Raw genomic sequence first — 14,720 nt, 5'->3', positions numbered from 1 at the left:
TGAGCTTGTCTGAGGTGGCGAGAAATCTCCTCACCACAGGGGATGTATCCCGCCCGGTTTTACAACTCGATCTTAACCGCCTGTGAAGCCCGGGTCGCCTTGGCGCGGGCCGCTTCGATGGATTCGTCGCGGGCCAGGGCCACGCCCAGGCGGCGCTGACCGTTGACTTCCGGCTTGCCGAACAGGCGCAGGGCGGTGTCCGGTTCGCTCAGGGCGGCGCCGAGGTTGGCGAAAGCGGTCTGGGTCGACTGGCCTTCCACCAGCAGCACTGCCGAAGCCGATGGACCGAACTGACGGATCAGCGGGATCGGCAGGCCGAGGATGGCCCGGGCGTGCAGGGCGAATTGCGACAGGTCCTGGGAAATCAGGGTCACCAAACCGGTGTCGTGGGGGCGGGGCGATACTTCGCTGAACCACACCTGGTCACCCTTGATGAACAGCTCGACGCCAAACAGCCCGCGACCGCCCAGGGCCTCGGTCACCGCCTTGGCGACACGCTCGGATTCGGCCAGGGCCACCGGGCTCATGGCCTGGGGCTGCCAGGATTCCTGGTAGTCGCCTTTCTCCTGCCTATGGCCGACCGGCGCGCAGAACGTGGTGCCGCCGACATGACGCACGGTGAGCAGGGTGATCTCGTAGTCGAAATCGATAAAGCCCTCGATGATGACCCGGCCCTTGCCGGCGCGGCCACCTTCCTGGGCGTAGTCCCAGGCCTTCTGCACGTCATCGACGCTGCGCAGCAGGCTCTGGCCCTTGCCCGAGGAACTCATGACCGGCTTGACCACGCATGGGAAACCCAGGGTCTGGACGGCCTTGCGGTAATCTTCCACGGTGTCGGCGAAGAAATAAGGCGAAGTCGGCAGGCCCAGCTCTTCGGCGGCCAGGCGCCGGATGCCTTCGCGGTTCATGGTCAGTTGCGCGGCGCGGGCGGTGGGGATCACGGTGAAGCCTTCGGCTTCCAGTTCCACCAGGGTGGCGGTGGCGATGGCTTCGATTTCCGGCACGATGAAATGCGGCTTCTCGGCCTCGATCACGGCACGCAGGGCGGCACCGTCGAGCATGTTGATCACATGGCTGCGGTGGGCCACTTGCATGGCCGGCGCGTTGGCGTAGCGGTCCACGGCAATCACCTCGACGCCCAGGCGCTGCAGTTCGATCACCACTTCCTTGCCCAGCTCACCGCTGCCACACAACAAAACGCGGGTCGCGGTGGGCGACAATGGAGTTCCGATACGGGTCATCTGAAGGTCCTCAAACAGGAGCGGATCATCGAGGGTTGCGCGCCTTGCGAGCTTCCCATGGAGAGAAAACGCGGCATTTTACATGAACCGCGGGGTTTGGCTTCAACTGGCCACTGCTTGCCGGCGTAAACGCCAGGCCATGATCAGCCAGACGGCGGTGACCCCGGCGAATTTCGAGGCCAGGGCGGTGATGACCACACCCGGTGTCAGGGCGTCGATCAAACCGAAGAAAATGAAAGTGTCCAAGGGGATGCTCAGTGCCGAGCTGATCCACAGGCGATCATGCAACGGACGCCGGGTGATGGTGAACACCAGCCAGTCGATGCACTCGGACACGGCAAACGCGGTGGCACTGGCCAGGGCGATGGTCGGATCCGAGGTCACGTAGGACAACACCAGGGCCGCCAGCATCGCCACGATGGCGCCATGGCCGAAGCGGGTCTGCACCATGTCCCGCAGGATAAACACCAGCCCGCCCCACGCCGACCAGATGATGTCCAGGTGTGGCGCGGCGGAAAACGCGAAGTTGATCAGCACGACGCTGGCGATGTAGGCGATCAGGAAGAGCATGGAGCGGGGTACCGGGTGGAAGGTTCGATCATCTTAGCTGATAGAGCGCACTGGGATTGATCGTTCCCACGCGCAGCGTGGGGGGACGATCAGTCATGGCTCGACGAAAGATGGGCCCTCAGCAATACCAGTGAGAGCTGGACGCGCTTCATTCCTCCTCGCTCCCCTGCGCCTTCCAGTACCCCACAGCCTTCACGAAGTCCTGGTCCAACCCTTTCTCCTCCAGCAACACCTTGCGAATCTGCCGCGATACTTTGCTTTCGGTCGCGACCCAGGCGTAGAGCTTGCCAGGGGGCATCTGCAGTTGGCGCACGGTGGTCAGCAGGGTGTTCTGGCGGCCTTCGCGCAGTACCCAGATCACATGGACCTGCGCCGGGCTCTGGAGCACCTGTTGTTCGGCACCGTTGGCAACTTCCACCACTACCAGGGCCCGCCGGTTCGGCGCCAGGCCTTCGAGGCGGCGGGCGATGGCGGGTAGGGCGGTTTCGTCGCCCACCAGCAGATAGCTGTCGAAGATGTCCGGTACGATCATCGAGCCTCGCGGCCCGGCGATGTCCAGGAACTGTCCCGGCATTGCCTGGGCTGCCCAGGTCGAGGCGGGGCCGTCGCCGTGAAGCACGAAGTCGAGGTCCAGTTCCAGGGTGTCCAGGTCATAGCGGCGCGGGGTGTAGTCGCGCATTTCGGGCATCGGCCCTTGGGCCTTGCCGGCACTGGGGTCGAAGGTGTCCAGGGCGGCCCGCTCTTCGGCGCTCTGCGGGAAGAACACCTTCACGTGGTCGTCCGTGCCCAGGCTGACGAACCCGGCCAGCTCCGGTCCGCCGACCGTGATGCGGCGCATGCGTGGGGTGAGGTCCATCACCCGCAATACTTGCAGGCGTCGTCGCCTGATTTCGTGGCTGACACGGTGAATGATGTTTGGATCGGTCTCTGTCATTGGCTTGTTTCCGCAACGGGTGGACGACCGGGGCCGTCGATGATGGCTTGGGCGGTGGCGTTGAGCAGGTCGCGTACTCGCATGGTTTCTTCCGGGCTCCAGTGGCCATGATGCTGGTACAGCGCATGACGCAAGTTATACACCGCTTCGTGGATTTCCGGGGGGCGCTCATGGCCACGCAAGGAGCGTTTGCCCGCTTCGATGCGCATCCGTACGCCTTCCAGCGCCGTGGATTGTTCCTCAAGCAATAGACGTCCGGCGTCGGTCACGCTGTAGCGTTTTTTTCCGCCATCGTTGTCGCCCTGGATCATTGCGCTCACCTCAAGCGCGGTCAGGGTCGGGTAGATCACACCGGGGCTGGGGCTATAGGCTCCTTCGAACATGTTTTCGATCTGGCGGATCAAGTCATAGCCGTGGCAAGCCTGCTCGGCGATCAAGGCCAGCAACAGCAATCGCAGGTCACCGGCGGCGAAGATGCGTGGGCCACGACCACCGCGTCCACGGCTAGCCGGGTGCCGTGGGTAGCCGCTGCAATCGGAATGAAGATGGGAGGCTGGCATATATCTGTTCTCCGTTATAAATAAGTTGAGGTCGAGATATGTCTTAATTTCAAGATATATCTTTTGACGTTAGATATATCGCGGAACTAAGATGTCTCTCGAGCTGGGTTCGCTAGTTGAGTTCGCTAGAACCTTAGCTGATTACCTCATGCCTACGGGCAGCATAATTGCCTGATCTTTCAGCAGTGCTGGAACCGCCGGTCGGCAAGGGATGCGGGTGTGGGTAGTTTCTTACATCCAAACTTGTGTTTTATAAAAACACGAGTCTTTTTCTTTGTTATGGATGCTGGTTTTACTACGCATCTGTGGGAATTTGCCTGCTTATTTTTAATTAAAGAGCGACGATCATGCTCCGGCGTTGTGGGGTAGCCCCGGTCTTCATCGGGCTGCAACTTCAACCCTTCTCTTTATGCAAAGAACAGGTGTGACAAACATGCTCAAACAATTCGTATCCGGTACTGCCCTGGTCGCCGTGGCCCTGGGTTCTTCGCAGGCGTTTGCCCTCGACGATGCACGCTCCTCCATCCATATCAGCGCAACCATTCCCACCAAGCAGTTCCATGTGCTGCCGCGCGATCCGGACTTCGGTAAGGATGAGGTCATGAATTACAACCCTGTGACCAACACCCTGAGTTCCGTGCGCCAGACCTTCGACGTGAAGAACACCGATGGTTCGGTCCATGCCTATCTGTTGGGTGGCCAGGCTTCGCTGACCAATGGTACGGATTCCATTCCCCTGCTTACTCGGTTCAACAACGTCACCCTGACCGAGTTCCCCCAGGAAGTCGTCAGTGACGCAGCGTCCACACCAGGTACCCAGGCCGACATGCTCATCATGGCTTCCACCGTCCCTCTGGAGAGTCAGGTAGGCCAATACACTGCCGACTTCACCGTGATCTTCGACGCGGTGCCGCGTCCGTAAGCCCTTCGACGCCCGATGAGTCTCTTCTCTTCCCGCGGGCATAGACACAGGTCGGCCATCCGGCCGGCCTGTACCTGGAACGTCCGTTAGCTAGCTGATATGAGAATCCGTTGATGTTTCCGAAGACACCCATCGCGGGTGCCCTCGCGCTGATGCTGTGCGCGAGTGCATTGGCTGCGCCGGCGGCCCCCGGTACGACACCCAGAAGTCTGTTGTCCCAGGCCAAGGGGCTACCGGAGGAGTTTGAAACCCACTTTTTCGATGTGCCACTGGCGGTTCGTATAGAACTCGATCAACAGTACCTCGGCGAAGCCATGGTGGTGTTGACGCGGGACGATCGCATAACCCTGCTGGAATTCACCGACACCCAGGACAGCCCGATCTCGGCAGCCGACCGTGGGCAATGGGAGCACCTGCTCAAGGCGGGGCGTCCCCTGGGGGCTTGTGAAGCCCAATGCACCTCGGGGCTTCTGGCGGTGCACTACAGCCTCGAACATTCGCTGGTGTCGATTCTGACCCAGAGTGTCGAACGCGGCACCGCGCAAAAGCGTTATCACGACCTGCCGCAAGACGGCAGCCTTGGCCTTATCTTCAACAACCAACTCAACCTCAATGGCGGCCAGGAACAGGACACGGGGGGGCGTTATGGCCTCAACGCCAGTTCCAGCCTGGGCAACTGGAGCCAGTCGTTCGACTTGCAGCTCTCCCGCCTTGGCGGGCCGGATGACAAGCTCTATCACGCCGTCCATGAACTTTTTACCCAGCGCGAAATGGAAGACACGTTCTTTCGCCTGGGTTACTTCATGCCAGGATCCGATGGCCTGAACCGGCAGATCCGCTCGTTCGGGGCCAATCCGGACACCGCGCTGGGGGTCATGTATGGCAGCTCCGACAGCCTGCTCATCCATAATCCCAAGCCCAGCGTGTACCCGATCTATGTCACCGCCAGCCGTCAGGCCGCGGTAGAGATCTACCGCAACGGCCTGTTGATCAATACCCAGGCCGTCAGCGCCGGCTTGCAGAGCCTGGACACCCGGCCACTGCCCGGCGGCATCTATGAAGTGGAGGTGCGGCTGATCGAGGACGGACAGACCACCGCCACCACCCAGGAGCTGGTCTACAAACCCAACAATTGGCGCAGTGCCGACGATCGCTGGCGCTATAACCTGTTCGCCGGCCGTGAAAGCAGACTGTTGAGCAACTGGGATGACCAACCGAGCGGTTTCACCACCGCCGGTTTCGGCCTCAATTACCTGGCGCACCCTCGGGTGGTACTGGGACTTTCCACGCGACAGGTGCAGGACAAATTGCAGTACGGCACCTCGGTGGACTGGACATTGGCCAGCAGCGCGAGTCTGTTCGCCAACGTCTACCAGACCGAAAAATACGGCACCGGGATGGACCTGCAAGGGCTCTACAGCTATGGCCTGGGCAGCGTGGTGGCCAGTCATAACCGCAGTTGGCTGGACACCCGCAACACCTACGAGACCCTGCCCGACGGCACTCGCGTGCGCCAGCGCAACGTGTTCGTCGGCCATACCAGCAATTCGTCGCTGTCGATCAACCATCGGTTGAGCAACAAGGCATCCGTCAACGGACGATTGTTCTATAGCGAGGGTAACGTCCAGGGCACCGGCCTGGACCTGGGTTGGAATCAGCGTGGCAAGCTGGGTGGCAGCGACGCCAATTGGCGATTGTCGGTGTTCGACCGCCCAGGCACGTCAAGTACCGCCGAGCGCCGCAATCGTGGCCTGGACCTGAGTGTCAATGTCGCGCTGGGCGGGCCGGGGGAGTACTGGACCGGCAGCATCGGCACGCGGACCTCCCGCGACGGCGACCGGGACAATAATGCCTCGCTGACCTATCGCCGGGATCTTGAGGATCACGTACTGCAAAGTGTTTCCGCCACGGCCCTGGCCGATACCTACGGCATGGGGCTGTCAGGCCTTGCCAGTTTCGAAACCGATGGGTTGTATGGCGACGGCTTCATCCAGCGTTCTTCCTACAACGACAACCTCACCGGCGGCTTGAACCTGAGCAGTACGGTGGCCGTGGGCGGCGGGAAGGTCGCCTTCTCCGGCCTGCCGCAGAGCGGCGGCGCGGGCATGATCGTCGATGTGGAGACAGACCTGGACAATATCGTCCTGCTTGCCGACGACCTGACCGGCGGCACCACCACCCTGCGTCCCGGGCGCAACTTCGTGGCCACCAGCGCCTACCAGAACAGCATGGTGACGTTCGACTTCGACGGTATCCATCCGCCGGCGGCCAGCATCTCCCCTGCGCGCACCCGCTACCACTTGAACAAGGGCGGCGTGGACTACCGCAAGGTGAGTGTCATCAGAACGGTCACCGTTCTGGGGCGCCTGTTGGATGAACAGGGCAAGCCGCTCAAGGGCCATCACGTCATCAATCACGCCAGCCGCGGCGTCAGCGAAGTGGACGGATTTTTCTCCATGGAGATGAACGCAAGCTCGCCGACGCTGGAGGTGCGCTACGGCAACGACTTGCTTTGCCAGTTCCGACTCGACCCGGACAGCGCCAGCCGCGAGGGCGATGTATTGATGATCGGCGATCTGCGTTGCACGCCGGACACACTGGCCGGCAACGATCCTGTGCGCCAGACGGCGGGTTGAGCCTGATTTCCACCTTCAAAACGTATTCCCTGAAACGGTCGTCATCGACTGTCTTCGATCCATGAGGTTTGGCAATGAAACGCTTATTGGCTTTGTGTGGTTTTTCGCTGTTTTCCATGACGGTCCAGGCCGGGCCGCAGATTAACGTCGGCGTGGTCTACGACTACCTTGACGGCAACAAAAGCACCTACATGAAAAGGGTTTTCAACGGCGGTACATCCACGGCGTTCGTGAAGGTCGAGATCATGGAAATTCTCTACGCCGAGGATGGCAGCTACCAGGAGGTGCCGCTGCAGGACCAGGTCGACGCCATGACCAGGAATGGCCTGATGGCGAGTCCCGCGCGCCTGATCGTGCCGGCCAATGGCGTGCAGGGCACTCGCTTGCTGTTCATGGGCGATCGCGACAAGGAACGCTACTTCCGGATTCGCTTCGTGCCGGTGGTGCCGGAGGCCGAGGACGAGTTCGCGATCAGCGCCGAGGAACGCGAGGACTACAAGAAGGAGCGCATCGCAGCCGGAGTGAAAGTGCTGGCCGGTTTCGGCACGGTGTTTTTCGTAAGACCCAGGGACACCCGTTTCGAGACGGTCATCGACGACAGCGCCGCACGCTACCAGGTGCGCAACAACGGTAACAGCGTGGTGGTGATCGATGAGTTCAAGGATTGTGCCGCGAAAAAAGAAAACGATTGCAGGCCGACGACAAAGCACCACGTCATGGCCGGTCGTACCTTTGCATTCGATAAGGAGCCGGGGCGTGAATACCGTTTCGACCTGATCGAAGGCCCAGGGAAGAAAGCCGTCGAAATCAAAGGCTGACGACTTGCCGTCGCTGACGCCAAAGGTATCCATCATGTTCAAGACACTGGTCCGTTCCTTCCTGTTCAGCACCCTCACACTCCCGGCTCTCCCGGCATGGGGAGCCGTGGAGCGAGAAATATTCGAAGTTCTCGTCACCCTGCCGACCGTCGACTTTCACGTCCTGCCGGTAGACCCGCAACTGGTCGAGCGCGAGCAACCGATGCAGTTCAACACCCTGACCTCCGGCCTCTTGCCGTTACGGGCCAACTACGAAGTCAAGAACGCCAACGGCGCCATCGATGCCCGCCTGGCCGAGCAGGCGTATTTGTCCAACGGCCGTGATCGCATCGACCTGCATGTCTTGTTCAATAACGTTGAATTGAGCCTCGATTCGAATCGGGTGGTTTCGGCCGCCGAGGCCCGGCCCGGGCGCCGCGTTGGCCTGGAGGTTTCCGCCGTCAGGACGGATGAGGATTATGCCCCCGGCAATTACCACGGCACCGTGCACATGGTGTTCGACGCGGTGGCCCCGTAGCTATTAATCGGAGAGAGTATGAGCCCTTCAAACACCATCGGACGCGGGCGTTCGTTGTGTCGCGTCGCCACGATTCTTGCCCTGCTGCTGGCCGGCATGTCGACGGCAAGCGCAGTGACCATGGACATCAGCGCAAGTTTCCGGCCCGACCCTTTGAAGCCCAGGGAGAACACGTTCACCAACACCACGCCGCTGGGGGGCTATTGTTTCCTCCATGCTGCGCAATGCAACGCCTTGGGTATCTCCAGCGTTTTTTTCCCCATTGATGTCAACGCCTCAGGTCCCATCCAGGACAACCACGCCTCCATTCGCCAAGGCGCGATGTTCAAGGTACCGGCTCAATGGCGCACGGTTACAGTGACCCACGCCATCACCGGAGAAAGCAGCGTCGTGGAAATGCGCGTGGCAGGCATCGGTGCGCAGTATCGGGATCTGGATGTCACTGCTCTGACGGGGGTGCCAAATGTGAACGTCGCGCACGGCTTGCTCTGGGGGAGCGCCTGGAACGAGGCCCCTTCGCCGTGTCGCAGTTCAGGCCTCGGGGCGGGGGTATCCGCGGTGACCTATTCGTTTTTCTGGCATTTCCCCCAAACCGGTGTATGCGCAAAACAAGCCAGATACCTGATCCCTTCGTTTCGTTATGACCAGGTCAGCTTCTCCTACGAGTTGCGTACCCCCAATCCCTTGAAGATGTCCGCTGGTCGCTACACCGGCACGATGTCTTATTCCATCGGGCCGGGCGGGGACTTTGATTTCGGCGATGTCATGGTCGCGAATGACTCCTTGCTGACGCTCAATTTCCAGCTGGAGGTCGAGCACACGCTCAGGGTCGAAGTGCCTCCCGGCGGGAACAAGGTCGTGCTGGAACCCCAGGGAGGCTGGCAGGCCTGGTTGAACCACGGGCAGAAACCGACACGGCTGTTTCGTGACCAGACTTTTCATCTCTGGGCCTCGTCGCGTTTCAAGATGAACCTGCATTGTCAGTTCGCCGACGCCAGCGACAACACCTGCATGCTCTGGGCGCCCAGCTCCGGACTTCTGGTGCCGGTCAATATCAGTGTGACCCTGCCCAGCGGCCTGACCGACGCTGCCGGCCAACCGGTCAACCGCCGTCGGCTCTATCTTGACGGCAGCGGCACGGAGCTGTTCCAGCCGGGGATCTTCATCGATCGCAAGCCGGGCATCCTGCATTTCGAAGTCGGCCGCGACCAGGTCGGGCAAATGCTGACAGGGGATGCCAAGCAGTACGGTGGCACGGTGACAGTGATCTGGGATTCGGAGGTGTAGCCCTTTCGTCCGATACTGCCGGTTATTCAAACGACGTTGTGCACACCCTCGATTCCACGGCGGTGATCCTTACCGACGAGCCACCAACGGCTGGCATTGGGTATGGGTGCCGGGTTGCAGGTAAGGGGAGAGTATGGGCGCCATGCCCTTGAGAACCTGCACCGGCAGGGCCGAAGTGAATTTGAAGTTCTGCGCCGAGGCGCCCGGAACGTAGGCGGTGAGCGTGCCGAAATGGCTGTCGCCGATGTAGAACACGAAGGTGGCGGTGCGGTTGATGGACTTGGAACTGATGACCCGCCCGCCGGCGCCGACGGCCTCGATGCGGTTGTCGCCGGTGCCGGTCTTGCCGCCCATCTGCAATGGCGTGCCATCGGCCAGTTTGAAACTCCCGGCCACCCGCTTCGCGGTGCCGGCATCGACCACCTGGGACAATGCCCCGCGCAACGCCCGCGCCACCTCGACGGGCATCACCTGCTTGCCGTTGTCCGGGTCATTGACCAACTGGGTTTCATAGGGGGTGTTGGCGGCGAAGTGCAGGCTGTCGACCCGCAGCGCCGGCAGCCGGACCCCGTCGTTGAGGATGGTGCCCACCAGCTCCGCCAGCGCGGCGGGGCGGTCGCCGGAACTGCCGATGGCGGTGGCCAGCGACGGTACGAGATGGTCGAACGGGTAGCCGACTTTCTGCCAGCGCTGGTGGATATCCAGGAAGGCTTCGATCTCCAGCATGGTACGGATGCGACTGTCCCGGGCGCTCTTGTGTCGGCTCTTGAACAGCCAGCTGTAGACCTCCTGGCGTTCGAACTCGCTGGCCTTGACGATCTGGCTGAACTTGGCGTCCGGGTTGTTGAGCAGATAACCCATCAACCACAGGTCCAGGGGATGCACCTTGGCGATGAAGCCCTGGTCCGGCAGGTCGTAGGCGCCGGGACCGTAGCTCTGGTAAAGCCGCTCCAGGCGTTCGTCGGTGAGTTTCTCGGCGCTCTTGGCCGATTTCAGGTGCGAGCGCACGAAGCGGTTGAAGCTCTCCTGGCTGTCGTTGGGAAAGAAGTAGCGGTGCACGGCAGCCAGACGGATCGCGGTGGGGTGCATGCTGTCGAGGAAGGTTTCGAGGCGCTGGCTGGTGTCCTTCTTCTGGTACTTCTTCCAGAACTTGAGCAGGAACGAGGTGCCTTCGCGGTCGGCGAACTGGGCCAGATATTCCTGGCGACGCGGATCCCTGTCGTCCTTGAGCAGCTCGGCGCTGTTGCTGGGGCCGGCGTAGGTCGCGTAGCGCACCAGGTCGCGCATCAGGCGAATGAACGGCAGGTTGATCGATTCGCGCAGGGAGTCGCGCAAGGTGGGGTTGCGGCCGTTGTCTTCGCTGCGGAAGTTGTGGAAGGTATGCAGGCCGCCGCCGGTGAAGAACGCCTCGCCGGGGCTGGCGGAATAGGTCCGGTCCAATGCCGCCTCGAGCATTTTCGGCAGGTTGCGGTCGCTGTTCTGGATCAGGTAGTCGACGGCCCAGCGGGACAGGCGGTCCTGCTCGGCGATCTCGGTTTTCTTCAACTGCGCCGGGGATTGTCCGGCATAACGTTCGTGCAGTTCGGCGATGATCTGCAGGTAGGTGGTGAGCACCCGCAGCTTGGCGGTGGAGCCCAGTTCGAGCTTGCTGCCTTCGTTGATATCGAAGGGCTGGTCGGTACTGTCGGTCTGCACCCGCACCCGCGAGCCGTCCGGGGTCAGCTCCAGCAGGGTGAAGCTGTAGCGCACCTGGGTGGTGCTGGTGGGGGTCAACAGGCGTTCGCCCATCAGGCCGATCTCGGCCGCGAAGGCCGGGTCGGCCAGGCGCTTGAGGTAGTCGGTGGCCTGGGCCTGCAGATCGCTTTGCAACGTGCTGGTGGCCGAGAGGTCCAGGCGATCGAGGTCGTACAGTGGACGGTTGAGCAGCGTGGCGAGGCGGCTGCGGGCGGCGCTGATGCCTTTATTGGATTCGATGGGCTGGATCGTCGGGTCCTGGACCCAGTCGCGATAACTGACCTTGCTGGCCAGGGCGGCCTCGGCCAGGGCCGCGTCGATCACTCCGTTCTGCGCCAGCAGCCGGAGGTGGCTGTCGGTCAGGCGCGCCAGCTCGTCGCGGCCCTTGGACAGGTAATGGGAAGGGCGCCGCTGGGCGATCATCAACGACAGCATCTCCCGCAGGGCCAGGCCCTTTTCGGCCAGGCTCCGAGGGTCGGTGGCGTCGCTGAACAACCGTTCGTTGGCCCGTTTGAAATCGGCGCCGTACCAGACCCGCAAGCCTTCTGCCATGCCGTGTACTTCACCATGACCCGGAACGGCGGAGAGCGGCACGCTGTTGAGGTAGTCGCGGATGATCCGTTGCCGCGCCTCGAGGGTTTGCGGGCCGGACTGATAGGCACGCACACTGGCGGAAATCATCTGGCGGATCTTCTCCGCGCCCGAAACGGTGAGGCCGTCGGGGGAATGGCGGTATTTCTCCAGTTGGGTCGCCAGCGTGCTGCCCCCGGCCGATTGCCCCGGCAAGCTCAACAACTTGGCCACCTGCGACCACGCCGCCATGCCGAAGCGCGGCCAGTCCACTGCCGGGTTGGCCTCGGGGTAGCGGGGATCGAGCAGGAAGCGGTTCTCGATGAACAGCAGGCTCTGTACCACCACCGGCGGGATGGCGTCGAAACTCGCATACAACTGTTGCGGGTACTTGAACTGATACAGCGGTGCTGCGCGGCAATCGGTGATGGTCAGGCCGGCCTGGATCTTTTCCGGGTAGGGGACGAACAGCCCTTTGTCGACATAGTCCATCAACGCCGGCGAAAACCGCGCCTGGGCATGGATCACGTAATTGCGCTTGAGCAACCGCGGCAGGAACTCCCCCAGGGCGCTATAGCCCAACCGCCGGTCGAACGGTCCGTCGCCGGGATAGACGATGGCATCGCTGGGGCCTGGCTGCACCGAATAGCTCAAGGATCCGGCGTACCGGCTCAGTTCACTGGCCTGGAACCTTGAAGTGCGCATCTCCTTGGCGGCCGCCAGGCCGACCACCACCACGATAATCAGCAGCAACAACCAGAAAGCTCGCCAACCATGTCGGACGCGGCGTTTTTCTTGGGGTAAAGGCGCTTCTTCCATACGCTCAGTCGGGACCACAGGTTTACTCGAATCGGTTTGCCACAAAGCGCCCATAGTCACTGATCCATTCACGCAGATTGATCGGACTTGCTTGAAGCTTAGACGGTGGTTGGCGCTGGGGGAGGGGAAATTGGGACAACTCCCTAAGTTTGAGGTAGACCTCTTTGAAATCACTCGGGGAGGGAGGCTGGTTTCTATATCATTCCGACCCTTTTGCTCGGCGGGTGGCGGGAATTTTTCGGCGGGTTATCGTAGCGATATCCCAGGATAGCGAAGCACTCAGCGAAACGGTGGCGTACTTTTGCGCCTTTGGAGGCGCATTAATGCACCAGGGGTAGCGTTCAATCCGGTGTTAGGCTTTCGGCCAGTCGGATCACGTCGATCCCATCATTCGCCAAGGAGAATCCAATGGCCGCTTCACGACCTTTCAACGACGACACCGCCTACTGGGGCGTTCCATGGGAAGAGGGCTACGGCTACCCGCAGGCGCGGCGGGTTGGGAGCGAGATCTTCGTCTCCGGCCAGTTCAGCCATGACGAAGAGGGTAATCTGGTAGCGCCGGCCCGGCTGGATGCTGACGGTCGCCCGAGCGATTTCTCGTCGATGGGCGAACAGATGCGGGTTTCCTACGACAACATTGCCAAGTTGCTGGCCCTGTATGGCGCCACGATGCAGGATGTCGTTGAAGAGACGCTGTATGTGTTGGACATGGACGCGGCCTTTGCCGTTGTCGGCAAGGTGCGCAAGGCGGCCTATGGCACTGAGCGCCCGCAGGCGGCCAGTAATATTATCGGTGTGTCGCGGCTTGCACAGCGTCCACAGCTCATCGAGATTGTGTGCCGTGCCGTGATTGGCGCCCAGGCCAAATGACCGACGTTCCCGGTTTCTACCAAGAAGCCGGGATGGCCTGCCGACCTTCGACCAGCGGTTTGAGGTCGGCCACAGCAGCCGCGCAGAATGTCATGAAAGCTTTCACTCGCCAGGACTTCCTGATGTCCTGATGGGTAAGCAGCCATAGCTCATCCTGAAGCTCCTGCACCACTGGGCCGGCCCGAAGCAGTCCTGGAGTAATGTCGCCCAGCATGCAGGGAAGGAAACCAAAACCCAGGCCCGCCGCAATCGCGGCGCTCGCTGCAGCCACGGAATCAGTGCGGTAGGCAATGTACTCGGGGGGAACCCGACATTCGACATAACGGGTTGCCTTCAAGCCGCACAGGCCACCCGAGTAGGAAACCCACGACTGTCCATCGGCGAATGGATCGGCAATCGCTGCCTGCTTGGCGCTGCCATACGGGGCCCAGGCAATGTTGGCGAGCTTGCGACCTACCAGAGTATCAGCCGGCTTCTTCGTCGCGCGCACCGCAATGTCTGACTCGTCTCTCGCAAGGCTCAGCGTCTGGTTGCCGACCAACACTTCAATGGTGATCCCCTCATTGAGGGTTTTGAAGTCCGCGATGATCGGTGTAAGGAAGTACAGCAGAAGCGAGTCGCTGGTGGTAATCCTCAGTTTTCCCAGCGGGCCCTGGCCGACACGGGAAACCCTGCGAGTCACACTGACAATGTCCAGTTCGACTCGCTCTGCCAGTGCACGCAGCTCTACACCTTCGGCAGTCAGCAGATACCCCGCCTTGCGATGATCGAACAGCGCGACCCCCAGCGTTTTCTCCACCTGCGCGACCCGGCGCGAGACGGTGGAGACGTTGATGCCGAGCTTCTTCGCCGTAGCGGCGCGGTTGCCACAGTCACTCAGGATTTTGATGATCCGCAAGTCGTCCCAGGATAGCTGGCTGACCGCTTCGCCGACATCCCATTTCGGGCCAGTGGCGTCAGTGGTTTTTGGCGAGGCGCTTTCAGGTGACTGGTTCACTAACATCATTCCGCGTGTGGTGGACTGATGATACGAGAAGGCGTCCGGTCAACCAAGGCGATGTCCGATCCCCTCGCCACAGATAATCCTCCCGCCCCGACGGTCACAGGCGCCTGAAAGCCTTGTGCCAGAGCCATCGCCCTGGCCCCAGGCATGACGCTGAATCCTCTCTGTGCAATACTGCGCGGCGCTTTTGGAAACGTCTCTCATCCAGATAATACATCTCCAAAAACACGGTTTTCCCT

12 protein-coding genes are annotated in these 14,720 nt (G+C 61.4%); 6 read left to right on the top strand and 6 right to left on the bottom strand.

Translation table 11 applies throughout. The annotated features are described in order from the left end of the window. Positions 1–59: 59 nt before the first annotated feature. The 4 genes from purT to BT179_RS18385 all read right to left on the bottom strand — a co-directional run bounded on the left by purT (position 60) and on the right by BT179_RS18385 (position 3,305). Entirely contained in the window at positions 60–1,241 is a 1,182-nt protein-coding gene (gene purT, locus BT179_RS18400) for a formate-dependent phosphoribosylglycinamide formyltransferase (protein ID WP_072432107.1), read from the bottom strand. A gap of 102 nt (positions 1,242–1,343) precedes the next feature. Continuing rightward, on the bottom strand, positions 1,344–1,811 hold the full coding sequence (locus tag BT179_RS18395; RefSeq protein ID WP_072395355.1) for a preQ0 transporter: 468 nt from the start codon (positions 1,809–1,811) through the stop codon (positions 1,344–1,346). Positions 1,812–1,959: 148 nt separating this feature from the next. Continuing rightward, on the bottom strand, positions 1,960–2,745 hold the full coding sequence (locus tag BT179_RS18390) for a siderophore-interacting protein (protein WP_072432108.1): 786 nt from the start codon (positions 2,743–2,745) through the stop codon (positions 1,960–1,962). Next, positions 2,742–3,305, bottom strand: a complete 564-nt coding sequence (locus tag BT179_RS18385) for a PadR family transcriptional regulator (protein WP_072432109.1) — start codon at positions 3,303–3,305, stop codon at positions 2,742–2,744. The genes BT179_RS18390 and BT179_RS18385 overlap by 4 nt, the downstream gene beginning before the upstream one ends. Before the next feature lie 433 nt (positions 3,306–3,738). On the opposite strand from BT179_RS18385, the gene BT179_RS18380 reads away from it, so the two are divergent. The 5 genes from BT179_RS18380 to BT179_RS18360 all read left to right on the top strand — a co-directional run bounded on the left by BT179_RS18380 (position 3,739) and on the right by BT179_RS18360 (position 9,485). Then, the gene (locus tag BT179_RS18380) at positions 3,739–4,227 is read left to right on the top strand and encodes a CS1 type fimbrial major subunit (RefSeq protein WP_072395331.1); all 489 of its coding nucleotides are present in this window, start codon (positions 3,739–3,741) and stop codon (positions 4,225–4,227) included. A gap of 113 nt (positions 4,228–4,340) precedes the next feature. Further along, complete coding sequence (locus BT179_RS18375; RefSeq protein WP_072432110.1) at positions 4,341–6,863, top strand: TcfC E-set like domain-containing protein; 2,523 nt, start codon at positions 4,341–4,343, stop codon at positions 6,861–6,863. Positions 6,864–6,937: 74 nt separating this feature from the next. Further along, on the top strand, positions 6,938–7,681 hold the full coding sequence (locus tag BT179_RS18370; RefSeq protein WP_072432111.1) for a pilus assembly protein: 744 nt from the start codon (positions 6,938–6,940) through the stop codon (positions 7,679–7,681). Positions 7,682–7,715: 34 nt separating this feature from the next. Next, positions 7,716–8,198, top strand: a complete 483-nt coding sequence (locus BT179_RS18365) for a CS1 type fimbrial major subunit (RefSeq protein WP_072432112.1) — start codon at positions 7,716–7,718, stop codon at positions 8,196–8,198. 18 nt (positions 8,199–8,216) lie between these two features. After that, entirely contained in the window at positions 8,217–9,485 is a 1,269-nt protein-coding gene (locus BT179_RS18360; RefSeq protein WP_371128596.1) for a hypothetical protein, read from the top strand. A 69-nt stretch (positions 9,486–9,554) separates the two neighbouring features. Here BT179_RS18360 and BT179_RS18355 read toward each other — a convergent pair whose 3' ends face one another. Then, a complete protein-coding gene (locus BT179_RS18355; RefSeq protein ID WP_072432113.1) occupies positions 9,555–12,662 on the bottom strand; it encodes a transglycosylase domain-containing protein in 3,108 nt (1,035 codons plus the stop codon). A gap of 354 nt (positions 12,663–13,016) precedes the next feature. Between BT179_RS18355 and BT179_RS18350 the strand changes: the two genes are divergently transcribed. Beyond that, entirely contained in the window at positions 13,017–13,478 is a 462-nt protein-coding gene (locus BT179_RS18350; protein ID WP_072395320.1) for a RidA family protein, read from the top strand. Positions 13,479–13,494: 16 nt separating this feature from the next. Here BT179_RS18350 and BT179_RS18345 read toward each other — a convergent pair whose 3' ends face one another. Continuing rightward, positions 13,495–14,484, bottom strand: coding sequence for a LysR family transcriptional regulator (locus BT179_RS18345; RefSeq protein WP_371264411.1), 990 nt, complete (start codon positions 14,482–14,484; stop codon positions 13,495–13,497). Positions 14,485–14,720: the final 236 nt, after the last annotated feature.

It is taken from the genome of Pseudomonas sp. NFACC43 (assembly GCF_900119645.1).
In the GTDB taxonomy this organism is placed as follows: Bacteria; Pseudomonadota; Gammaproteobacteria; order Pseudomonadales; family Pseudomonadaceae; genus Aquipseudomonas.
The sequence above is the reverse complement of the archived record's forward strand: the minus strand, read 5'-3'. Positions and strand labels throughout refer to the sequence as shown.

Excerpts from the sequence above, each read along its gene's own strand:
- purT (WP_072432107.1), bottom strand. The coding sequence starts at position 1,241 with ATGACCCGTATCGGAACTCCATTGTCGCCCACCGCGACCCGCGTTTTG.
- BT179_RS18395 (WP_072395355.1), bottom strand. The coding sequence starts at position 1,811 with ATGCTCTTCCTGATCGCCTACATCGCCAGCGTCGTGCTGATCAACTTC.
- BT179_RS18390 (WP_072432108.1), bottom strand. The coding sequence starts at position 2,745 with ATGACAGAGACCGATCCAAACATCATTCACCGTGTCAGCCACGAAATC.
- BT179_RS18385 (WP_072432109.1), bottom strand. The coding sequence starts at position 3,305 with ATGCCAGCCTCCCATCTTCATTCCGATTGCAGCGGCTACCCACGGCAC.
- BT179_RS18380 (WP_072395331.1), top strand. The coding sequence starts at position 3,739 with ATGCTCAAACAATTCGTATCCGGTACTGCCCTGGTCGCCGTGGCCCTG.
- BT179_RS18375 (WP_072432110.1), top strand. The coding sequence starts at position 4,341 with ATGTTTCCGAAGACACCCATCGCGGGTGCCCTCGCGCTGATGCTGTGC.
- BT179_RS18370 (WP_072432111.1), top strand. The coding sequence starts at position 6,938 with ATGAAACGCTTATTGGCTTTGTGTGGTTTTTCGCTGTTTTCCATGACG.
- BT179_RS18365 (WP_072432112.1), top strand. The coding sequence starts at position 7,716 with ATGTTCAAGACACTGGTCCGTTCCTTCCTGTTCAGCACCCTCACACTC.
- BT179_RS18360 (WP_371128596.1), top strand. The coding sequence starts at position 8,217 with ATGAGCCCTTCAAACACCATCGGACGCGGGCGTTCGTTGTGTCGCGTC.
- BT179_RS18355 (WP_072432113.1), bottom strand. The coding sequence starts at position 12,662 with ATGGGCGCTTTGTGGCAAACCGATTCGAGTAAACCTGTGGTCCCGACT.
- BT179_RS18350 (WP_072395320.1), top strand. The coding sequence starts at position 13,017 with ATGGCCGCTTCACGACCTTTCAACGACGACACCGCCTACTGGGGCGTT.
- BT179_RS18345 (WP_371264411.1), bottom strand. The coding sequence starts at position 14,484 with ATGATGTTAGTGAACCAGTCACCTGAAAGCGCCTCGCCAAAAACCACT.